The organism is Roseobacter denitrificans OCh 114 (assembly GCF_000014045.1).
GTDB classification, from domain to species: domain Bacteria; phylum Pseudomonadota; class Alphaproteobacteria; order Rhodobacterales; family Rhodobacteraceae; genus Roseobacter; species Roseobacter denitrificans.
The window spans coordinates 3679673-3699804 of sequence record NC_008209.1; the positions used below are offsets into that span (position 1 = coordinate 3679673).

Consider the following 20132-nt stretch of genomic DNA (forward strand, 5'->3'; position numbering starts at 1 on the left):
TGTCAAGGCACCAGCGGCGGTTTCAGCGACTCGCGCAAGATGAATTCTGTCTCGAATGTGGTGGATGACAGATCCGTTTCACCGCCAATTTTCGCCAAAAGAAACTGCGCAGCGGCACGGCCCATCTCGATCTGGGGCACACGCACCGTTGTGAGCGCCGGTGTGATCACCCGCGCCAGACCCACATCATCGAACCCGACGAATGACATCTCATCCGGCAACGAGATGCCGATTTCGCGCGCACGCATCATCGCACCAGCCGCCAGTGCATCATTGGCGCATAAAACCACGGTCGGTTTTTCCGCCTGCGCCATAATTTGATCAAACGCTGCGGCAGCATCGTCGATCAAATAGGGCGCTTCGACCTCATGGGTGATCCGCGCACCGTCGCCAAATCGCGCCACGGCTGCATGGACCCCATCGCGCCGTGCCTTTGCGCGATCATTGCTCAAGGTCTGCCCGCTGATAACAGCAATCCGCCGATGTCCAAGGGTCATCGCACGCTCTGCAGCGTCACCGGCGGCTCTTGCGTTGTCAAAGCCTGCAAAATACTGCCCCTCGCGGCTTACGTTACACCAGGAAACCACATGTGCGACACGTCGCTTGTCGATAAAATCCCATGTCTTGTCCGGCCTGTCATTCCCGATCAGCATCAGCCCGTCAGCGCCCTGCCCGACCAGCGATTTGATCTGGCGGAATTCCTGTTCGGAATCAAAGCCGGTCGTGGCCACCAAAAGTGTCACGCCATCAACCGCCAAAGCTTCCTGAAAGGCCTGAAGACCGCTTGCAAACATCGCATTCGCCATCGACGGGATCACAGCACCCACCGTATTTGTGCGACTGGACGCGAGCGCGCGACCGCCAAAATTCGGCGTATAACCAAGGGTATCAATCGCTTTTTCGATCTTTTGCCGCGTCGTGGCTGCAACCTTGTCAGGTTCATTCAGGGCGCGCGAAATGCTCGCGGTCGAAACCCCGGCCAATCTTGCCACGTCTTCCAGAGTGGGTGCAGTAGACTTGACCATCTCACCATCGCCTCACGCTTGGGATCCAGAAAGCGGACCTCGCTCATGTAAGCGCTTGCATTACGTCATGCAAGCGCTTACACATCTGCATACCAAGGGATTCTATTGGTGGGCAACCCCAGTATTCATCCAACTGACACATGTGACACGCTGGAGGCGCGAAATGGCTCGTGAATATCTGAAAAAAGCTGAAAAGACCGCGATGACAGATGCGGGGGACGTGCGCGAAATCGTTCAAAATATTCTGAGCGATATCGAGGCGGGTGGGGATGCCGCAGCGATGCGTTATGCGGAGCAGTTCGATAAATACGCCGGCAATGTCATCCTGACCGACGACGAAATTGAAGCCGCCAGCGCCAAGGTCAGCCAGAAACTGAAAGATGATATTGCCTTTGCGCATGATAATGTGCGCCGCTTTGCCGAAGTGCAGAAATCCACGATGAAGGATGTGGAGCTTGAGATCGTCCCCGGTTTGATCGCCGGGCAAAAGGCGATCCCCGTGCGCGCGGCCGGATGCTATGTTCCCGGTGGACGCTATAGTCACATCGCCAGCGCCATCATGACCGTCACCACGGCAAAGGTGGCGGGCTGCCAGCACATCACCGCATGTTCGCCGCCGCGCCCCGATGTCGGGATCAACCCCGCCATCGTCTATGCCGCCAACCTCTGCGGTGCCGACAAAATCCTGTCCATGGGCGGGGTTCAGGGGGTCGCCGCCATGACCTTTGGCCTCTTTGGTCTGCCAAAAGCCGACATTCTGGTCGGGCCGGGCAACCAATTTGTCGCCGAAGCCAAGCGCATCCTGTTTGGTCGCGTGGGCATTGATATGATCGCCGGGCCAACCGACAGTCTGGTCTTGGCTGATGCCACGGCGGATCCATTCATGGTCGCAACAGACCTAGTCAGCCAGGCAGAGCATGGGTATAATTCGCCGGTCTGGCTGGTGACGGACAGCCGCGTGTTGGCGGAAAAGGTCATGGAGCTGGTGCCGGGCATGATTGACGATCTGCCAGAACTGAACCGCGACAACGCCTTTGCCGCGTGGCGCGACTATGCAGAGGTCATCGTCTGTGCCAACCGCGAGGAAATGGCCGCCTGCTCGGATGACTACGCCCCCGAACACCTGACCGTACAGGCCGAAGACCTGCCGTGGTGGCTCGACCGGTTGCAGTGCTACGGCTCGCTCTTCCTTGGGGAAGAGACAACCGTTTCATTTGGCGACAAAGCCTCGGGCACCAATCACGTTCTGCCAACATCGCGATCCGCAAAATACACGGGCGGTCTGTCGGTCCACAAATACATGAAAATCGTCACGTGGCAGCGCTCCACCCGGGACGGCGCACGACCGGTGGCCGAAGCCACGGCGCGGATTTCACGTCTGGAGGGGATGGAAGGGCACGCGCGCGCCGCGGATGCGCGCCTGCACAAGTATTTTCCGAACGAGAACTTTGACCTCTCAGCGGTGGATTAAGTCAGGTGGCGGCGCTCTTTGATGTCAGCGGCAGGGTGGTTTGCGTGACCGGCGCAAGCAGCGGCCTCGGTCGACAGGCCGCCACGATGCTGGCACAGGCCGGCGCCAAAGTCATCGGCGTCGCCCGACGCGCAGAAGAGCTTGAAGCCTGGAACAACTCAACCGAGGGACAGACCGCCTACGTCACCGCCGACCTGGCCGACAGGGCGGCATTGAAAAAGGTGGCCGTGCAGGTCAGCATGCCCTTTGGCACGGTCGATGTCCTGATCAACGCGGCGGGTATCAATACGCGCCAACACGCCGACGAGGTGACAGACACCGGATGGGATGTAACCCTCAATCTGAACCTCGCCGCGCCTTTCTTTCTCGCGCAAGCGCTGGTTCCCGCCATGAAACGGAAAGGATGGGGGCGGATCATAAATTTCGCCTCACTGCAATCGCAGCGCGCCTTTCCCAATGGCATCAGCTATGGCGCGTCCAAAGGCGGGGTGGAACAGATGACCCGTGCCATGGCCGAAGCATGGTCAGGCTATGGCATCACCGCGAACGCCGTGGCACCCGGTTTTTTCCGCACGGAACTCACGGGGCCGGTTTTTGCCGATCCCGAACTGGCGCAGCGCAATGCGGATCAGACCTGCATCGGGCGCAACGGCGAACCTGTGGACCTTGATGGACCACTGATGTTTTTCTGCGCGCCCGCGTCTGACTATGTGACTGGCCAGACACTATTTGTCGACGGAGGTTTTACAGCAAAATGAAGGCGTTAGTCTATACTGACATTGAGCAATTGACCTATCAGGACCGCCCCCTCCCAACCCCCGGCGCGGGCGAGCATCTGGTGCGCATCGAGGCGTCGGGGATTTGCGGGTCGGACATGCATGCTTTTCTCGGCCACGACGAACGCCGCCCTGCCCCGCTGACATTGGGGCATGAGGCCGCCGGGGTTGTGGTCGGTGGGGCCATGGACGGGCGGCGTGTCACTCTGAATCCGTTGGTCACCTGCCTGTCCTGCGATGCATGCACCTCGGGCCGCGAGAACCTTTGCAGCGATCGGCAGATCATCTCGATGCTGCCGCGCGAAGGCGCGTTTGCCGAATATGTCTGCGCACCGGAGCGTAACCTTGTCACCGTACCGGATCACGTTGACCTCAAGAAAGCCGCATTGACCGAACCCATTGCCTGTGGCTGGCACGCCGCGCGGCTCACCCGTGCCGTGGTGGGCGGCGATCTCAAGGATGCCCGCTGCGCCGTCATCGGCGGCGGCGCCATTGGTGTTGGCGCGGCTTTGGCGCTTGCGGCACAGGGCGCTCGGGACATCACGGTGATTGAACCCAATGAGCTACGACGCGCGCGTCTTGCAGATGTCGCAGGCTTCGAGGTCTGCGCGCCGGATGAACCCGCCGCCCCCGAAGCGGGCAGCGTGGATCTTGTGATCGACGGTGTGGGCTATGCGGCCACCCGCGCGGCGGCCTGCGCGATGGTGCGTGCCGGCGGGGTGATCGGACACATCGGCCTCGGCAGTGGGGAGGGCGGTCTGGATGTGCGCCGCATGACGTTGCAGGAAATCACCTTTATTGGTACGTATACCTATACGGCGCAGGACTTCCGCGACACGGCCGAGGCCATTTTTGACGGGCGGCTCGGCCCCCTTGACTGGATCGAGACACGCTCCCTGGCGCAGGGCCAATCTGCGTTTCACGACATTCGCAACGGTCAGGTCGCATCGCCCAAGATCGTCCTGATCCCCGAACACGCCGATTAATCCGCAGCCCGCAACCGAAAAAGGACATAGCATGTACAAGAAGATCATCGTCTGCCTCGCTCTTGATCACGGCATAAGTGAAACCGCGCTGGCCAAGGCGAAACTGTTGCTGGATGACGGCGGCGAAATCATTGCACTGCATGTCCATGAACTGCCGTCGGGCACCACGAATGCCTATGTCACCGACGATATCGTGGAGCGTGAACGGGCGAATGCCGAAAAACGGCTGTTGGAACGCGTGCAGGGTATCCCCAACGCCAGGGCTGTCCTGATCAACGGCCACACGGGACGCTCAATTGCGCAATATGCAAAGGAACAAAACGCCGATTGCATCATCCTCGGGTCTCACAAACCCGGTCTGAGCGATTTCTTTCTCGGCTCTACGGCTGCGCGGATCGTGCAGCAGGCGCATTGTTCTGTCGTCGTGTTGCGCTAGGCAGGCTGGTACCGTTCCCGATCACATGATTTTCACTTCAATCTGAACCCCAGGAGGCCACATTCGTGTCCATCAGCTCTAAAATTGTGGACGATTTCATCGCGGAAGGCGTTGAATTCATTACCACAGTGCCGTGCAAACAACTTGCCGGCGTCATCGAGGAAGTCGAGGCAAGACCCGAAATCCATCATGTCCCCTCCAACAAGGAAGACGAAGGCATGGGCCTGTGCGCGGGGGCTTTCATGGGGGGCAAGAAACCTGCCATCATCATGCAGAACACCGCGATTGGTGTGACAATCAACACGCTGGCGACGCTGACGCAATACTACCGGATGCCGCTGCCCATGTTGATCTCCTACCGGGGCGAATTGCGCGAACCTGTGGCCTGTCAGGTCGAGATGGCGGTGCATACCAAGGCGCTGTTGAACCAGATGCTGATCCCCACGTTCCACTTCCATAAGGAATCCGATGCAGCCGAACTGCCTGAGATTCTGAAATACACATTCATGTGCAACAAACCTGTGGCGATCCTGACGGATGCGTCCTTCTGGGGAGGCTATGGCGACCAATGATCCGTTCTGAAATCCTGCGCGAAATCGCGCCCATCCTTCGGGATCACCTCGTTATCTGCAACATCGGTCTGCCCAGCCAGGAACTGCATATGATCGACGACCAGCCGACCAATTTCTACATGCTCGGCACCATGGGTTTGTCGTCTTCCATCGGGCTTGGCCTTGCCATGGCACAGGACAAAACCGTGATCTCCATCGACGGGGACGGCTCTGTTCTGACCAACATGGGCACTCTGCCTACTATCGCCAACAACGTCGCGGACAACTATATCCTGATGATCATCGACAATGGATCTTACGGTTCCACCGGGGATCAACCGACCTACGCGGGCAAGAAAACGTCGCTGGCGGCAGTGGCATCAGCCTGTGGCTGTGAAAACGTGATCGAGTGTCAGGACAAAGACACCGGCGAGGTTCTGCAAAAAGCCATCGACAGCAAACAGATGACGATCATCGTCGTGAAATGCGACAGCGGCAACATCAAGCTGCCTGTGATCACCATGGACCCGGTCGTCATTCGCGACCGCTTCATGAAGGCGGTTCAGGCCTGATCTGATGGGAGCGACCATCCACAGCTATGACGACGCCCGCCGCATCGCGCGGCGGCGTCTGCCTTGGATGGTCTTTGACTACATTGACGGGGCGGCGGGCAATGGCGTGGCCGAAGCGCGCAACCTCGCCGCCCTGCGAGACGTCGAATTGCAGCCGCGTGTGCTGCGCAACGTTGCGCGTCGCGACATCGGTGTGCAGGTGTTTGAGCACGCGGGCCAAGCTCCCTTTGGCATCAGCCCGATGGGTATGTGCAATCTGTCAGGTCCCGGCGCAGATGTGATGCTGGCGCGCATTGCTGCGAAACATCAGGTGCCTGTCGGTGTCTCGACCGTTGCGTCCACCTCACTGGAAACGATGATCGAAGAGGCGCAGGGACACGCCTGGTTTCAGCTCTACTTTTCCGGGGATGGCAGCGGCACGGCCAAGCTGGTGGAACGCGCCAAGGCTGCTGGATACAAAACCCTGATCATGACGCTGGATGTGCCCGAAGTTGGCCGACGTCCGCGCGAATTGCGGCGCGGGTTCAAGATGCCGTTCAAAATCGGGCCGATGCAATTCATCGACTTTGCCCTGCATCCGCGCTGGTCCCTCTCCAGCCTCATGGCAGGCGCGCCCGATCTGGCGAACTTCCAGACACCGGAGTTTACCTTTGATCGAACCGAAAGCCGCGCGGCCGCAGATTGGGATTTTCTCAAGCGTTTGCGGGACAGTTGGGATGGCCATCTGGTGGCCAAAGGTGTGACAGATGTGGTCGATGCCTTGCGATTGAAAGCGCAGGGTGTTGACGCCATTCAGGTCTCAACCCATGGCGGACGACAGTTGGACAGCGCGCCGCCCCCGATCCTTGCACTCAAACGCATACGCGACGCCATCGGCCCGCAGTATCCCCTGTTTTATGACACCGGGATGCGGTCGGGTGAAGACGTGGTCAAAGCCTATCAAATGGGTGCTGATTTTGTCTTTTTTGGTCGCGCGATGCAGTTTGCGATTGCCGCAGGCGGGCGCGACGGGCTTGCGCAATATTGGGACTTGCTGGCAGATGAGGTCAGCCTCACCCTGGCCCAGATGGGTTTGACCACCCTCCCCATCAACCGCGATGTGACCTGATGAACGCCGGCGACAGCGTCCCACGAAATACCACAAACATCACGTAACGCATTCAACGCTCTGATGTAAGGCAGCGTTACGCTATGCAGGTTCTTCGCATGGCGCTTTTGCGTGCCAGCAGACGCTGTGGTCGCCAAATGTCAGATGCAGCCCGTTAGCGAATAATCCACTGCGTCGCGGTATCCTCCTGCCATCCTGTCTGATGCAAAAGGGGCGTGTCTGACTCCGCTTCCGCATACCCAAGGCACAGGTATCCGGTCAGCGACCACTCTGGCGGGGCGCCCAAGGTGGCACAGACGTCATCCGGATCAAGGATCGACACCCACCCGACACCAAGGTTTTCCGCCCGTGCTGCCAGCCACAATGTGTGGATCGCCATCGCGGTGGAATAGGACAACATCTCCGGCATGCTCTGCCGCCCCAAGCCTTTACCCTCATTTGGTGCCGTATCGGTGAACACGGCCAGATGCACGGGTGCATCGCGCAGCCCTGCCAGTTTCAGCGCCAGATAGGCCTGCTGATCGCTGCCGGAGTAAAGCTGCGCTGCCTCGGCATTGCTCTCTTCGAAATTCGCAATGATCCGGGCGCGCAGGGCAGTGTCTTCGATCTGAAGGATACGCCAGGGGCGCGAATTTCCGACCGATGGCGCGCTGTCCATCGCAGTGCGCAGCCGTACCAGCACCTCCGGCGCGACGGGATCGTTGCGAAAATGCCGGACATCGCGTCGCCACGTCAGGATATCCTGCAACGCTTGCCGATGTGTCTGTGTCAGTTTCACCGCTCGCCCTCTCTTGACACCCTATTAAATCCGCCCGTCCGCAAAAGGCCCCTCACGGCGTCATCTGTCGCCTTTGCGCAGCAAATACGTATCCATGATCCAGCCATGATCCGCGCGGGCCTTGGCCCGTTTTTCCACGATCTGCGCGCCCACATCGCGCAGGTGACCCTTGATGGTTATCTGTTCGGGCATGCCCAGAAAAGCCCCCCACCAGATCATGAGGTCCGGATCATCCAGCGCCATGAAACTGCATTTACCATCCAGCATCACAACGACAGTCTCTGCGTTGCCCGGCAGAGCATGGGTGCGCAGTTGCTGGCCGGTCGTGACGCAGACCGACCCGTCGATTGTGTTGAAGGGGATGGCATGCGCGGCTGTCAAAGCCTGCAAAGCCGTGACCCCCGGAACAACCCGGATCGTGGGGCGCGGCGACAGGCGCTCGGCAATGCGCAGGGTGCTGTCGTATAATCCGGGATCGCCCCAGACCAACAGGGCAACCGGACCTGTGATTTCTGTTTCTGCCAAAGCGCCCTGCCACGCCAGCGCGATCTGATCATGCCACAGCGCCACACGTTCCTGATAGGGCAGTGTATCATCGCGCACCGGCATCTCGAACGGCACGACCTTTGCCTGCGCGCCAGCGGCCGCGATGATTTTCAGACGCACCGTGGCGAGGTCATCCTTGCCCGCCCCCTTGCGCGGCAACAGGATCACGGCCGCGTCGCGGATCGCCTGCTGGCCTTCCAGCGTGATATGCGACATCGCGCCGGTACCAATCCCGATGAGCCACAGATGCGAGATCATAGCGGCCGCTACCCTTCTGCCAGAGGTCCATAGAAAATCAGCGCCGGTTTTGATCCGACCTCTGACGTCAATGTATCGACCAGCGCTGCCACGGTGGTTCGGGTGATTGTCTGCTCCTGTGTGCCCACGGCCTCGGCAAGAATGGCAGGCGTTTCGGGAGGCAGGCCCCGCGCCATCAGGGCCTGCGCCAGCCTTGGAAAGGTCCGTTTGCCCATAAACACCACGGTGCAGGCGGTTTTATCGGCAAGTGCGGTGAGGTCCAGATCATCCGGCAAATCCCCTGATGCATCATGCCCTGTCACAAACTGGACACGGCGCGCGGTGAACCGGCGGGTCAGCGGGATGCCGCAAGCAGCAGCAGCGGCAACGGCGGATGGCACGCCGGGAATGATCTCGTATTCAATGCCGGCGGCGCGCAGCGCCACGAGTTCTTCTTCGAGGCGGCCAAACAGACCGCTGTCGCCCGATTTCAGCCGCACGATGCGCCCGCCTGCCTCGGCGTATTCGACCAGCAAGCGGCTGACGTGCTGTTGGTTCGGTGACGGGCGGCCCGCCCGTTTGCCCACGCTCACCAGATCAGCCCCCTGCCGCGCATGGGTCAAGATCGGGCCGGAGGATAGATCATCAAAGAGAACGGCATCCGCGCGCTTGAGCCGGTCCACCGCCTTGAGGGTCAGCAACTCCGGATCGCCCGGGCCGGAGCCGACGAAGGAAACGAAACCGCTCATGCTGCCTCTGGCGTGATCAGATGGAAGAACGTACCCGTCACATTGCCGCGCAACGACCCGGTTTCAGGCACCGGGTTGCCATCGGCATCAAACACATCCGCCAGCGCCGCATCCGGTTGCTCCAGAATGGTCGAGTAATGAAACTCATGCCCGCGCAACGCCTGACCGGTGGCAAAACCGGGCATCGCCGCCCCTAGAACGGCACGACGGTAGCCAAGGTGGAATTTCCTTTTCTCATAAGAAGTCACAAGGCCAAGCAACCCGGCCATCGCATGGGTGTTGCCCTCTTTGTCGATCAATGCGGTACCAAGCGCCATGTATCCACCGCATTCCCCATGTACCGGGCGCGTCTCTGCATGGGCGCGCAAGCCTGCAAGGAACCGGGACGCCCCCGCCAATTGCCCGGCATGCAATTCCGGGTATCCGCCGGGCAACCACACGAGATCTGCACCCGCATCAGGTGGCTCATCGGCCAGCGGCGAAAACGGTAGGATCTCGGCCCCCGCCGCGCGCCAGCCCTTTAGCAGATGCGGGTAGGTGAACGAAAAGGCCGCATCCTGCGCAAGCGCAATGCGCTGTGCGGGCGGGCGCGGCAGCCCGCCGCCCGATTGCTGCACAGTACCCGCAGCCGCCGCATGGATCGCCGACAGATCGACATGCGCACGCAGGAATTCGGCATATCCCGCAATCGCGGTTTCCAGATCAGGATGTTCAACCGCCTGAATAAGGCCAAGGTGACGTTCCGGCAGGCTCAGATCCCCCCGACGGGGCAAAACGCCCAACACCGGGATGCCGGCCTTGTCCATGCCAAGGCGCGCAAGCCGTTCGTGACGCGGGCTGGCCACGCGGTTCAGGATCACGCCTGCAAAGGGCAAATCCGGCGCATAGGCTTTGAACCCCAGTGCCGTGGCCGCCGCAGATTGCGCCTGACCGCCCACATCGACGACCAAGATCACCGGCCAGCCCATCCGCATCGCCGTCTCCGCGCTGGAGCCAAAGCCGGTCTGGCCCTGTGTGGCCACCCCATCATAAAGCCCCATGGACCCTTCCGCGACGCAGATGTCGGCATCCATCATCTCAGCCGCGATCCCATTCAGCAGCACGGGGTCCATCGCCCAGGTATCAAGGTTGAACGAGGGCCGCCCGCTGGCTGCACGGTGAAACGCCGGATCAATGTAATCAGGCCCGGATTTATAGGGCTGCACCGTCAATCCGTCATCACGCAAGGCGCGCAACAGGCCCAGCATCACGGTTGTTTTCCCTGTCCCCGAAGAGGGTGCGGAAATCAGCAGGCCGGGGGGTACGTCAGTCATCACCATGTCTCCATTCCGACCACGGGCTTTGCGCCGATTGTGGTCTGTAACGTCTGTCATAATCAGCGGCGTATAACCGGCTTTCAGCGAAATCCTCACCGCCGATGGCCGGGCCGACCAAAATCAAGGCGGTGCGTGAAATGTCCGGATCAAGCTGGGCCTGCACCGTGGCGAGCGTGGCGCGCAGCACACGTTCATCGGGCCAACTGGCGCGAAAGACCACGGCGACCGGGCACTCGGCACCGTAATGCGGGGTCAGTTCCTCAACCACTTTCGCAAGGTTCCCGATCGACAGATGCAGCGCAAGCGTGGCACCTGTCGCACCAAAATTCGCCAGCGTCTCACGTTCTGGCATGGACGACGCACGACCCTGCGTGCGCGTCAGAACCAGCGATTGGGACTGGCCCGGCAGGGTCAACTCCTGCCCCAGACTTGCGGCGGCGGCGGCAAAAGACGGCACACCCGGCGTCACGCTAAAGGGGATCTCCAGCGCCTTGAGACGCCGCAATTGTTCGCCCATGGCAGACCACAGCGACAAATCCCCCGAATGCAACCGCGCCACATCCTGCCCGGCGGCATGGGCATCGGCAATCTCAGCGATGATCGCATCAAGGTCCATGGGTGCCGTGTTGATGATCCGCGTCCCCGGCTGGCAATGCTCCAGCACGGCCTCAGGCACAAGCGAACCCGCATAAAGGCACACCGGGCAAGCCGCAATCAGATCCCGCCCGCGCAACGTGAGCAGATCCGCCGCACCCGGGCCTGCACCGATGAAATGAACCGTCATGCGCCCTCTCCTATCGCCAGTGCACAAGTTGCCTTGCCATCGGATGATTTGACGCGCGGTGCAAGCAGTTTCGCGCCCGGGCCCGCAGCGGCGAGGGCGGCGGCCTCGGCGACCGATCCGGTGCCTCGCGCCGCCTGTGACGCCGCCGATTGCGTATGCGTCACCTGTTCGCGCAAGACCGGTGCGGACACAGCGATGATCGGCAAAGACATGTCAGCGGCGAGGGTCCGAAACCCCTTGGCACAGGCCTTGTCGTCTATGGTTGCGATTGCATCAACGGTTGTTTGTGACCCCGTTTCAGACAGCGCATCCCTGAGGCTGGCCGCCGTTGCCGCCGATTGAAACCCAAAACCCGCCACGATCATCGCACGCCGCTCCACTGCACGAGGGGATAGGATGGCTTCCACGCGGTTTTGGCACCCAGCGGTTGCGCGGTCGACACATCAATACGCAACAACTCACCCCCCTTGCGTGCATGTGTTTCCGCCAACAGGCGTTCAGCCTCAAGCGTGACGGCATTGGCCACAACGCGCGTGCCGACGGGCAATAGTCCCTCCAGCGCATCCATCATTTCCGCACTCAAACCGCCCCCGATGAACACCGCATCAGGGCTTGGCAACCCGGTCAGCACATCGGGCGCCTCGCCATGGACAACGCGCAAACGATCCACCCCAAGCGCCGCTGCGTTGTGTTCAATCAGCCCCACGCGATCCGCGCGCGGCTCAACCGAAATGGCGCGGCACGCCTGGTGCGCCAGCAGCCATTCGATGCCAATGGACCCAGACCCGCCACCGATGTCCCACAGCAACTCCCCCGGTTTCGGTGCGAGGGACGACAGGGTTACGGCCCGCACCGGGCGTTTGGTCATCACGCCGTCGGTGTCAAAAAACGCATCCGGCAAACCCGCGGCAACGGGCATCACTGCACCGGCGCCCTTGGGCTTGACCGCCACGCAGACCGGATGCTGGAATGTGCGGGGCTGCATGTCGTCGGCACGCAGCGGCGTGCATTTTTCGCGCGGCCCGCCAAGCGCCTCCATCACGGTCAGCTCGCTTTCGCCAAACCCTTCGCCCTGCAGGTATTGCGCAAGCGCGTGCACAGCATCCCCATCGCGCAAAAAGACCACAAGCTGAAGATGCGGCGCGAGATAGGGCCGCAGCCGCGTCAAGGGCGCCGCATGCAGGCCAAGGCAGATCGTCTGATCAATCGCCCAGCCCATATGGCTCGCGGCCCGCGAGAAAGTAGACGGCGCGGGCAGACATCGCCACTCCCCCGCCTCAAATTCACGCGCAATGACGGAGCCTGCGCCGAACCAGAACGGATCACCCGACGCCAGAACGACGACATTTTGCCCCCTGAGGGACGCCAAAAGCCCTATCCCGTCAGAAAACGGCACAGGCCATTCGATCAGCCTGGCAGTGGTCTCGTCGAGCAATGACAAATGCCGCCGCGGCGCCATGATCACCTCGGCAGCGGCAAGGGCCTTATGGCTTGCAGGGGGCAGGCCATCCGGTCCATCTTCGCCCAGACCGATGATGGTGATCCAAGGGGCTTTAGTCATGACGCCAAACCTGCTGATACTGGGCGGTACGACCGAGGCCACAGCACTCGCCAACACGCTGGCCAAAGCTGGGATCAAAGGCACCGTGTCTTTTGCCGGGCGCGTAGAACGACCGATCCGCCAACCCTTGCCGCAGCGTGTTGGCGGTTTTGGTGGCGCAGAAGGTCTTGCGCGGTACATGCGGGCGGAAAAGATCACCCATCTGGTCGATGCAACCCATCCCTTTGCCGCGCAGATGAGCCGCAATGCGGTCGCGGCCTCTGCGCAGGCCGGGGTGCCGATGATCGCCCTGACCCGTCCCAAGTGGGAGCCCGAACCGCAGGACAAATGGCAGCATGTTGCGGATATCGCGGGGGCTGTCGCCGCGCTCGAGCGCGCACCGCTGCGGGTGATGCTGGCGGTGGGGCGCATGCATCTGGCCGATTTCGCGCCCAACCCGCAGCATTTTTATCTGTTGCGGCTGGTGGACCCGCCCAAGGCCGCGCTGCCCCTGCCCGACGCAAATGTGATTGTCGCGCGTGGCCCGTTTACCGAACCCGACGACCGGGCCTTGATGCAGGAGCACAGGATCGACATCGTCGTGTCGAAAAATGCCGGTGGCAGCGGCGCCTATGCCAAGATCGCCGCCGCGCGCGCGCTTGGGTTGCCGGTCATCATGATCGACCGTCCGTCTGTGCCGGAGCGGCACGAGGTCGCGACCCCCGCAGACGTGCTGGACTGGCTCAGCCATCAGGAGACCGACCGCGGGGTATAAACGATGGGGTCGCCCGCCCGTTCGATCAGCCGCGTCCGGGATGAGCCGACCAGCACCACAGTGCGCATATCCGCCATTTCAGGCGTCGCATCGGCAAGCCGCACCACGCGAATCTGCTGTTCGGCCGTCGAAACCGCGCGGGCGAAGATCAGCAACCGCTCGGGCGCGCATCCCTCGCGCAGAACATCTAGAACGCGCGCAAAACCCGTGGGGCGCGCTTTGGAACGCGGATTGTAAAAACCCATCGCGAAATCAGCCTCTACCGCCAGTCGCAGCCGCTTTTCGATCAGATCCCATGGTTTCAGGTTATCGCTCAGGTTGATCGCGCAAAAGTCATGGCCAAGCGGCGCTCCGGCTGCCGCTGATGCGGCCAGCATGGCGGTGATGCCGGGTAAAACCCGCACGTCCAACGCGCGCCACGCCGCATCGCCCGCTTCAAGGGCTTCGAAAACGGCCGAGGCCATCGCAAAGACACCCGGATCACCTGAGCTGACCACCACCACACGGCGGCCATCGGCAGCCATCTGCAAAGCGTGGCGCGCGCGATCCAGTTCCACCCGGTTGTCGCTTTCGTGCAAGGTCAGACCGGCGCGCGGCGCGATGCGGCGCACGTAGGGAATGTAGCCGACGATATCCGTGGCCTGCGCGATGGCCTCCGTCACCTCGGGCATAACGAAGCTCTCCCGCCCCGGGCCGAGACCCGCGATGATGACCCAGCCGCTCACGGTCTGCGGCCCTGTCCATGCACGATGATGATTGAAAAATAGGGCAGCGTTTCCGCACCAAATTCGGCCAGAGGGCAGATTTCCTGCCCCTCCATGCTGGCGTATTTCACAAGGATCGCGCGCTCCGCCTTGCCCGCCGCCGCCAGTGCCCGGCGCACCTTGGGCAGGTTGCGCCCGATTTTCATAACGACCAATGCATCGGCTTCGGTCATCGCCTTGGTCAAGGTCTCTTCATCCAGCGTCCCCATGACGGTCGACAGGATGTCATCCCCCCAAGTGATCGGTGCGCCACTCGCTGTCCAGGCGGCGGACATGCCCGTGATGGCAGGAACGACTTCGATCGGCAGGCTGTCTTTCAGGCGCGTATAGACATGCATGAAGGAGCCATAGAAAAACGGATCGCCCTCGCACAGGACAACAACGTCCTCGCCCGCCTCCACAAGTTTTTGCAGATGCGCGGTACACTCCGAATAGAACGCCGAAAGGGATGCGTTGTAGCGCGGGTCAGACAGCGGGATCTCGGTGGTGACGGGGTATTCCATCGCAAAGAGCACCACATCATCGCGCAACATCCCGTCCACGATGGTCCGCGCGCGGCCCGACCGGCCTTTCTTGCGGAAATACGCGATGTTTCGGGTCTGGCGCACCAGACGATCCGATTTGACACTCATCAATTCAGGATCACCGGGGCCCAGTCCGACGCCATACAGGGTGCCGGTCATTCTGCGCGGCTCGCGATGGCGTTGATGGCGGCGACGGTGATGGCACTGCCCCCCAGACGCCCCTCGACAATCAGCGAGGGCACCGGATTGGCCGCCCATAGCGCATCCTTACTTTCGCGCGCACCCACAAAACCAACCGGGCAGCCGATGATCGCCGCAGGTCGTGGGCATGCAGGATCTTCGAGCATCTCCAGCAGGTGGAACAGCGCGGTTGGTGCATTGCCGATGGCGACAACCGCGCCCTCAAGGCGATCCCGCCAAAGCTCAAGCGCTGCGGCGGAGCGGGTCGTGCCGAGTTGTGCAGCCATGTCCGGCACACGGGAATCCCGCAGTGTGCAGATCACATCGTTATCGGCGGGCAGGCGTTTGCGTGTCACCCCTTCGCTCACCATATAGGCATCGCAGAAGATCGGCGCGCCCTGCTTCAACGCATCCCGCGCCGCTGCGACCATGCCGGGGGCAACTTTCACATGCGCTTCGAGGCCCACCAGACCTGCGGCGTGGATCATGCGCACGACGACCTGCTCTTCGTCAGGTGCGAAGCGATCCAGCGCGGCTTCGGCACGTATGGTGGCAAAGCTCTCCAGATAGATGGCCGCCCCGTCTTTCTCGTATTGGTAAGGCATGGTTACTGCGTCAGTTCCTTGATAACTTCGTCGCTGGACAATCCGCGCGCAAACGGCTCATCCCATGCAGCGCCATGCCTGACAAGATCGAATTTTCCATTCGCACCAACCAGTGTGACATCCGCAGGCCCCGCATGCGCGCAGCCCTTTGAACAGCCCGACACATGCAGGCTTTGTCCCTTGGGCATGCGGGTGGCCAGTGCCTCGGCCAAGGCACGGGTTTCGGTTTCGCCCTGTTCACAAAGCGGCGCACCGGGGCAGGCATGTACATTCAGGATATGCGCACCCGGTTTCGTGACGAAACAGTCGGTTGCGACCTTTGAGGCCCCTTCGAGCAGGAACAGCCGCCACGGCGTGCAACGCAGCCCTGCGACCGCTTCATCCGCGAACAAACCGATCAAACCGCGTGCATCCAGCGCTCCGAAACCCGCACCCAAAAGGTAGCCGTCTGCGCAGGGGCCCGGCTGCGGCGCTGTGTCAGTGCGACGCGGCGCATGGCCCTGAAAACCCTCCGGCAGCGCATTACTTTCCAAGTGGCGGCACATGCGGCCTGCCTGAGCACCGCCGCTGTCCACAAACCACTGCGCCAGATCAATGAGCGCAGACAGTGCCGTGTCCGGGCTGATTGCCATACCCGTCGCGGCACCATCCGCGCGCAGGATCAGGGGGGTTTGTTCGCCACGTTCGAACCTGAAATCACCCGAGGCCAACGACAAGAGCGGCTGCGCACCTGTATCAAGGACAATCCCCATTTTGGCCGGTAAACCCGGCAAGGCCCGCAACCCCGCCACGATCCTCGGATAAAGGTTTTCGGTAAGGCCATCCTGCCCCCAGAAAGGCGTTGTGAGGATGTTCCTGCGCGCCTCATCCTCTGCTGTGGCATCCAAAAGGCGCGCGTCCATCAGCGCATCCAGCAGTGCGCCGTGCCGGCCCTGATCCACGCCCCTGATCTGCAGGTTGCCCCGCGAGGTCAGATCAATCACGCCATTGCCGTATTCGATCGCGAGTTCGGCCAGCGTGCAGGCTTGGGTGCGGTCGAGACGGCTCATCTGAGGGCGCACACGCACAACGAGCCCGTCGCCCGAGGCCATCGGGCGATGCGCGCCGGGGCACCACCCCTTGACAAGGGGCGCGCGGTTCATTCCGCCGCCTCAAGCGAGGCGAGGATCGAGTTGCGCCGTGATTTCCACAGGCCCGCCGCATGCAGTGCTGCAAACCGGTCCCGCATGGCCGCCAGCGCCGCAGGGTTCGCATCGGCCAGAAAGGAGGTGACATCCGCATCGCCCAAAGTGGCATCGAAATAGAGATCGAACAGATGCCCCGGCACCACATCGGCAAGCTGGGCAAAGGCTGCCATGTTTTCAAGCGTCGTGGCGATTTCCGCCGCCCCGCGAAAGCCATGCCGCTGCATGCCCGCAATCCATTCCGGTTGCGTGGCGCGCGCATGAACCACGCGGGCAATCTCTTCGGTCAGGGTTCGGGTGCGCGGGTTTTCGAAATCGGTCGCATCCATATGGTAGAGGGCTGCGCGCCCCCCGGTGACGGATTTGGCGGCGGCGAAGCCTGCCTCATGGGTGGCGTAGTCTTCGGCCAGCAGCACATCGGTTTCCGGCAAGTCCTGAAAGTGCAGAAACGCAGTCGCCTCGCTGACCCGCGCCTTGATGCCAGCGGCGTCCTGCTGAACGTTTTCCCCGTCCAACGCCCAGCTTGAGGCGGCCAGCCAGGCCTCGCCTGCCGCCAGTTTCGCCGCCTCGGAATAATCACCAATATGTGCCCCCACGGCGACGCCGAAACTGCCCGGTGCCGGGCCGAAAACGCGCGTGGTGTCAGCCCCGGCATAGGGATTCCAGTCGGGCGCTTCATCGCGGGCGGCCAAGGCGCGCACCGCTTGCGAAAACAGCGCTGTAAGTGTCGGGAACACGTCGCGAAACAGCCCCGACACACGTAAGGTCACATCCACGCGCGGGCGGTCCAATTCGGTGATCGGCAGCACCTCGATGCCTGATACGCGTTCGGACCCATCATCCCAGACCGGGCGCACACCCAGCAGCCACAGCGCCATCGCGAACTCCTCGCCCGCCGTGCGCATGGTGGCCGACCCCCAGAGATCCACGATCAGGCTGCGCGGCCAGTCGCCTTCGTCCTGCAGATGCCTGCGCACGAACTCATCCGCAAGCCTGCAGCCCTGTTCGTAAGCGGCCCGCGTCGGAACGGAGCGTTGGTCTATGGTATAAAGGTTGCGCCCGGTGGGCAGCACATCAAGCCGCCCCCGGTAGGGCGATCCGGACGGGCCACCCGCGATGCGTTTGCCATCCAGTGCCGCCAGGAGGGCCGCACTCTCGCATCGCGCGGAAAGGCCCGCATCAAAACTGGTATCCACCTGCGGCGCGCGGCCCCAGATATGCAAGCCATCGCCAAACTGGCTGTCCTTGATGTCACAGACAAAGCGGTCGATGCGCGTGATGGCTTCGGCCGCGCAGGACACATCGTCCAACCCCAGTTCATGTTCCACACCGAGCGCCTGCGCTTCGTCACGAATGTTCTGTTGCAACAGATCCCGGCGGCGCGGATCAAGCCCATCCGCATTGGAAAACTCATCCAGCAAAGCTTCGAGCCGCACCAGCCGCAGCGGCGTGGCAGTGGGGCGCAGGGGCGGCGGAATATGCCCCAGCGTCACAGCCCCGATGCGGCGCTTGGCTTGTGCCGCCTCGCCGGGATCATTCACGATAAAGGGATAAATCACCGGCGTCGCCCCGCTCAGCGCATCCGGCCAACACTGATCTGACAAAGCGACCGCTTTGCCCGGCAACCATTCCAGCGTGCCATGCGCCCCGATGTGAACGATAGCATCCACCTGCCTGCGCAGCCACAGGTAGAAGGCCACATATTCATGGCGCGGGACACGGGACAGGTCGTGGTATTCTTCATCCCGTTTCTGCGGTGTGCCACGTTCTGGCTGCAGGGCGATCCAGACATTGCCACGCCGCACAGCCGGCAGTGCGATACCACCGTGTTCAGGCGGATCGCCCCATGCCGCCGTGAGATCGTCGCGCAGGCTCTGGGGCAGATTGGCCAGCAGCGCCTGATAGTCACGCGCATCAAGCCGTTGGTCGGCGCGCTCAAAATCCTGCGCGGTAACGTGCCCGTCGGTCGCGTAGCCGGCACCTGCCAGATCCTCAAGGATCGCGCAGGCAGAGCCAAGCGCGTCCATCCCCACAGCATGCGCGAGGTTCCACTCGCGCCCCGGATAGGTGGACATCACCAATGCAATGCGGCGTTCACTGGCGGGTCTGGACGCCAGATGGACCCAAGCCGCCACGCGATCCGCGATTGCCGTGATCCGCTCAGCGTGGGGGCGGTGCACAAAGCGCGAGTATTGCAAATCCGCGTCCCGCTTTTGCGGCTCCTTGAAAGAGGCGACACCGGCGAACAGCCGTCCATCAACTTCTGGCAGCACCACATGCATGGCCAGATCAGCGGGGGACAAGCCGCGCTCTGCTTCGGCCCATGCCGCCTGCCGTGAGGTGGCCAGCGCCATCTGGAAAACCGGCACGTCGCCTGCATCCAGCGGCGAGGCGCCGCGCGTGCCCTGTCCGGAGAACGAGGTCGCATTGACGATTGCGACGGGGCTGAGATGGGCCACCTGACGTGTCAACCATTCCGCAGCCCCCGGAGCCTTGAGCGAGGGCGCAAACAGCCCCATCAAGGCGAACCCCTTGGCGCGCAGCGCGGCAAAGACCTGTTCAATCGGTGCCAGATCTGCGGCCACCAGAAACGACCGGTAAAAGACGACCAGGACCAGCGGGTCCGTGGCCGCGCTGGCCAGAACCGGACAGGTCACACCATGTTCCGGCGTCCATCCCCCGACCAAGGGCAACGTCTTGGCCCCGCGCACTGGCCCTGCATAAAGCCCCGATGCCAGCGCCATCTGCGCCAGTGCCGCCTGCCACGCAACCACACCACCGGTATCACACAGCTTTTGCAACTGACGCAATGTGGACACCGGCAAGGTGGAAACGGCATCAAGGCGCGCATCCATGCGCCCATCCGCAGGCAGCACGGCCAGCGCAATGCCTTTGGCCCGCGCCAAGGCCTCGATCTGCTGCAGGCCATAGGGCCAGTAAGGCACACCGCCAATCAACCGGATGAGGATACCCTTTGCGCCGCACAGCGTTTGTTCGACATAGGTATCGACCGACAGCGGGTGTTTCAGAGCCGCGATGTTCGCCAGTCGCAGGCCGGGCAGCCTGCCCTCGGGCCCGCCCCCCTTGCGCCACGCCTCCGCCAAAGCACCGAGGTCTGAATCAGACAGGCTGAGCACAACCAGATCGGCGGGCGTCTGCCCCAGATCGGTTGGCGTTTCCGTCTCTTCCAGACCATGGCTTTCGCGAAAGACGACATGCATGGCA

The 20132-nt window shown here is 62.1% G+C and carries 21 protein-coding genes; 8 read left to right on the top strand and 13 right to left on the bottom strand.

From position 1 onward, the window contains the following. Window positions 1-2: 2 nt before the first annotated feature. Window positions 3-1025 carry a LacI family DNA-binding transcriptional regulator gene (locus tag RD1_RS17430; RefSeq protein WP_011569882.1) on the bottom strand — a complete coding sequence of 341 codons (1023 nt, stop codon included), beginning with the start codon at window positions 1023-1025 and terminating at the stop codon, window positions 3-5. A gap of 163 nt (window positions 1026-1188) precedes the next feature. On the opposite strand from RD1_RS17430, the gene hisD reads away from it, so the two are divergent. From hisD to RD1_RS17465, 7 genes are all read left to right on the top strand, one after another. Further along, complete coding sequence (gene hisD / locus RD1_RS17435; protein ID WP_011569883.1) at window positions 1189-2496, top strand: histidinol dehydrogenase; 1308 nt, start codon at window positions 1189-1191, stop codon at window positions 2494-2496. Window positions 2497-2501: 5 nt separating this feature from the next. Continuing rightward, complete coding sequence (locus RD1_RS17440; RefSeq protein ID WP_011569884.1) at window positions 2502-3254, top strand: SDR family NAD(P)-dependent oxidoreductase; 753 nt, start codon at window positions 2502-2504, stop codon at window positions 3252-3254. Continuing rightward, window positions 3251-4258 (top strand): alcohol dehydrogenase catalytic domain-containing protein, encoded by a 1008-nt coding sequence (locus RD1_RS17445; RefSeq protein WP_011569885.1) that lies wholly within the window; start codon window positions 3251-3253, stop codon window positions 4256-4258. Before RD1_RS17440 ends, RD1_RS17445 begins: the two co-directional genes overlap by 4 nt. Window positions 4259-4289: 31 nt before the next feature. After that, on the top strand, window positions 4290-4694 hold the full coding sequence (locus RD1_RS17450; RefSeq protein WP_011569886.1) for a universal stress protein: 405 nt from the start codon (window positions 4290-4292) through the stop codon (window positions 4692-4694). Between the two features lie 65 nt (window positions 4695-4759). Next, on the top strand, window positions 4760-5266 hold the full coding sequence (comD, locus tag RD1_RS17455; protein WP_011569887.1) for a sulfopyruvate decarboxylase subunit alpha: 507 nt from the start codon (window positions 4760-4762) through the stop codon (window positions 5264-5266). Continuing rightward, complete coding sequence (gene comE / locus RD1_RS17460) at window positions 5263-5817, top strand: sulfopyruvate decarboxylase subunit beta (protein WP_011569888.1); 555 nt, start codon at window positions 5263-5265, stop codon at window positions 5815-5817. The genes comD and comE overlap by 4 nt, the downstream gene beginning before the upstream one ends. A 4-nt stretch (window positions 5818-5821) precedes the next feature. Beyond that, window positions 5822-6925, top strand: coding sequence for an alpha-hydroxy acid oxidase (locus RD1_RS17465; RefSeq protein ID WP_011569889.1), 1104 nt, complete (start codon window positions 5822-5824; stop codon window positions 6923-6925). Window positions 6926-7079: 154 nt separating this feature from the next. Here RD1_RS17465 and bluB read toward each other — a convergent pair whose 3' ends face one another. Genes bluB through RD1_RS17500 form a run of 7 tightly spaced genes read right to left on the bottom strand, consistent with a single transcriptional unit; the run spans window position 7080 to window position 12896 of the window. Beyond that, window positions 7080-7703 carry a 5,6-dimethylbenzimidazole synthase gene (gene bluB, locus RD1_RS17470; protein ID WP_011569890.1) on the bottom strand — a complete coding sequence of 208 codons (624 nt, stop codon included), beginning with the start codon at window positions 7701-7703 and terminating at the stop codon, window positions 7080-7082. Window positions 7704-7763: 60 nt separating this feature from the next. Next, complete coding sequence (cobF, locus tag RD1_RS17475; protein ID WP_011569891.1) at window positions 7764-8507, bottom strand: precorrin-6A synthase (deacetylating); 744 nt, start codon at window positions 8505-8507, stop codon at window positions 7764-7766. An 8-nt stretch (window positions 8508-8515) separates the two neighbouring features. Then, window positions 8516-9235, bottom strand: a complete 720-nt coding sequence (gene cobA, locus RD1_RS17480; protein WP_011569892.1) for a uroporphyrinogen-III C-methyltransferase — start codon at window positions 9233-9235, stop codon at window positions 8516-8518. After that, window positions 9232-10548: a cobyrinate a,c-diamide synthase gene (locus RD1_RS17485; protein ID WP_011569893.1), complete on the bottom strand. Its 1317-nt coding sequence runs from the start codon at window positions 10546-10548 to the stop codon at window positions 9232-9234. Before RD1_RS17485 ends, cobA begins: the two co-directional genes overlap by 4 nt. Then, window positions 10541-11335 carry a precorrin-4 C(11)-methyltransferase gene (cobM, locus tag RD1_RS17490; protein WP_011569894.1) on the bottom strand — a complete coding sequence of 265 codons (795 nt, stop codon included), beginning with the start codon at window positions 11333-11335 and terminating at the stop codon, window positions 10541-10543. Before cobM ends, RD1_RS17485 begins: the two co-directional genes overlap by 8 nt. After that, window positions 11332-11700: a cobalamin biosynthesis protein gene (locus tag RD1_RS17495; protein ID WP_011569895.1), complete on the bottom strand. Its 369-nt coding sequence runs from the start codon at window positions 11698-11700 to the stop codon at window positions 11332-11334. The genes cobM and RD1_RS17495 overlap by 4 nt, the downstream gene beginning before the upstream one ends. Beyond that, window positions 11697-12896: a bifunctional cobalt-precorrin-7 (C(5))-methyltransferase/cobalt-precorrin-6B (C(15))-methyltransferase gene (locus tag RD1_RS17500; protein ID WP_011569896.1), complete on the bottom strand. Its 1200-nt coding sequence runs from the start codon at window positions 12894-12896 to the stop codon at window positions 11697-11699. Before RD1_RS17500 ends, RD1_RS17495 begins: the two co-directional genes overlap by 4 nt. On the opposite strand from RD1_RS17500, the gene RD1_RS17505 reads away from it, so the two are divergent. Further along, on the top strand, window positions 12895-13650 hold the full coding sequence (locus tag RD1_RS17505) for a cobalt-precorrin-6A reductase (RefSeq protein ID WP_011569897.1): 756 nt from the start codon (window positions 12895-12897) through the stop codon (window positions 13648-13650). The two genes, RD1_RS17500 and RD1_RS17505, sit on opposite strands and share 2 nt — an antisense overlap. Here RD1_RS17505 and cobJ read toward each other — a convergent pair. Genes cobJ through cobN form a run of 5 tightly spaced genes read right to left on the bottom strand, consistent with a single transcriptional unit; the run spans window position 13626 to window position 20128 of the window. After that, on the bottom strand, window positions 13626-14375 hold the full coding sequence (gene cobJ / locus RD1_RS17510; protein ID WP_011569898.1) for a precorrin-3B C(17)-methyltransferase: 750 nt from the start codon (window positions 14373-14375) through the stop codon (window positions 13626-13628). The two genes, RD1_RS17505 and cobJ, sit on opposite strands and share 25 nt — an antisense overlap. Next, window positions 14372-15097 (bottom strand): precorrin-2 C(20)-methyltransferase, encoded by a 726-nt coding sequence (locus RD1_RS17515; RefSeq protein WP_011569899.1) that lies wholly within the window; start codon window positions 15095-15097, stop codon window positions 14372-14374. Before RD1_RS17515 ends, cobJ begins: the two co-directional genes overlap by 4 nt. Next, complete coding sequence (locus tag RD1_RS17520) at window positions 15094-15723, bottom strand: precorrin-8X methylmutase (RefSeq protein ID WP_011569900.1); 630 nt, start codon at window positions 15721-15723, stop codon at window positions 15094-15096. Before RD1_RS17520 ends, RD1_RS17515 begins: the two co-directional genes overlap by 4 nt. Before the next feature lie 2 nt (window positions 15724-15725). Then, on the bottom strand, window positions 15726-16865 hold the full coding sequence (locus RD1_RS17525) for a precorrin-3B synthase (protein ID WP_011569901.1): 1140 nt from the start codon (window positions 16863-16865) through the stop codon (window positions 15726-15728). Continuing rightward, window positions 16862-20128, bottom strand: a complete 3267-nt coding sequence (cobN, locus tag RD1_RS17530) for a cobaltochelatase subunit CobN (RefSeq protein ID WP_011569902.1) — start codon at window positions 20126-20128, stop codon at window positions 16862-16864. The genes RD1_RS17525 and cobN overlap by 4 nt, the downstream gene beginning before the upstream one ends. Window positions 20129-20132 lie beyond the last annotated feature (4 nt).

Bases quoted from the DNA above. Each gene is read 5' to 3' on its own strand.
- cobN (WP_011569902.1), bottom strand. From the start codon at position 20,128: ATGCATGTCGTCTTTCGCGAAAGCCATGGTCTGGAAGAGACGGAAACG.
- cobM (WP_011569894.1), bottom strand. From the start codon at position 11,335: ATGACGGTTCATTTCATCGGTGCAGGCCCGGGTGCGGCGGATCTGCTC.
- RD1_RS17485 (WP_011569893.1), bottom strand. From the start codon at position 10,548: ATGACTGACGTACCCCCCGGCCTGCTGATTTCCGCACCCTCTTCGGGG.
- RD1_RS17515 (WP_011569899.1), bottom strand. From the start codon at position 15,097: ATGACCGGCACCCTGTATGGCGTCGGACTGGGCCCCGGTGATCCTGAA.
- RD1_RS17445 (WP_011569885.1), top strand. From the start codon at position 3,251: ATGAAGGCGTTAGTCTATACTGACATTGAGCAATTGACCTATCAGGAC.
- cobF (WP_011569891.1), bottom strand. From the start codon at position 8,507: ATGATCTCGCATCTGTGGCTCATCGGGATTGGTACCGGCGCGATGTCG.
- RD1_RS17430 (WP_011569882.1), bottom strand. From the start codon at position 1,025: ATGGTCAAGTCTACTGCACCCACTCTGGAAGACGTGGCAAGATTGGCC.
- RD1_RS17465 (WP_011569889.1), top strand. From the start codon at position 5,822: ATGGGAGCGACCATCCACAGCTATGACGACGCCCGCCGCATCGCGCGG.
- RD1_RS17495 (WP_011569895.1), bottom strand. From the start codon at position 11,700: ATGATCGTGGCGGGTTTTGGGTTTCAATCGGCGGCAACGGCGGCCAGC.
- hisD (WP_011569883.1), top strand. From the start codon at position 1,189: ATGGCTCGTGAATATCTGAAAAAAGCTGAAAAGACCGCGATGACAGAT.
- cobA (WP_011569892.1), bottom strand. From the start codon at position 9,235: ATGAGCGGTTTCGTTTCCTTCGTCGGCTCCGGCCCGGGCGATCCGGAG.
- RD1_RS17505 (WP_011569897.1), top strand. From the start codon at position 12,895: ATGACGCCAAACCTGCTGATACTGGGCGGTACGACCGAGGCCACAGCA.
- RD1_RS17450 (WP_011569886.1), top strand. From the start codon at position 4,290: ATGTACAAGAAGATCATCGTCTGCCTCGCTCTTGATCACGGCATAAGT.
- comE (WP_011569888.1), top strand. From the start codon at position 5,263: ATGATCCGTTCTGAAATCCTGCGCGAAATCGCGCCCATCCTTCGGGAT.
- RD1_RS17525 (WP_011569901.1), bottom strand. From the start codon at position 16,865: ATGAACCGCGCGCCCCTTGTCAAGGGGTGGTGCCCCGGCGCGCATCGC.
- RD1_RS17520 (WP_011569900.1), bottom strand. From the start codon at position 15,723: ATGCCTTACCAATACGAGAAAGACGGGGCGGCCATCTATCTGGAGAGC.
- RD1_RS17500 (WP_011569896.1), bottom strand. From the start codon at position 12,896: ATGACTAAAGCCCCTTGGATCACCATCATCGGTCTGGGCGAAGATGGA.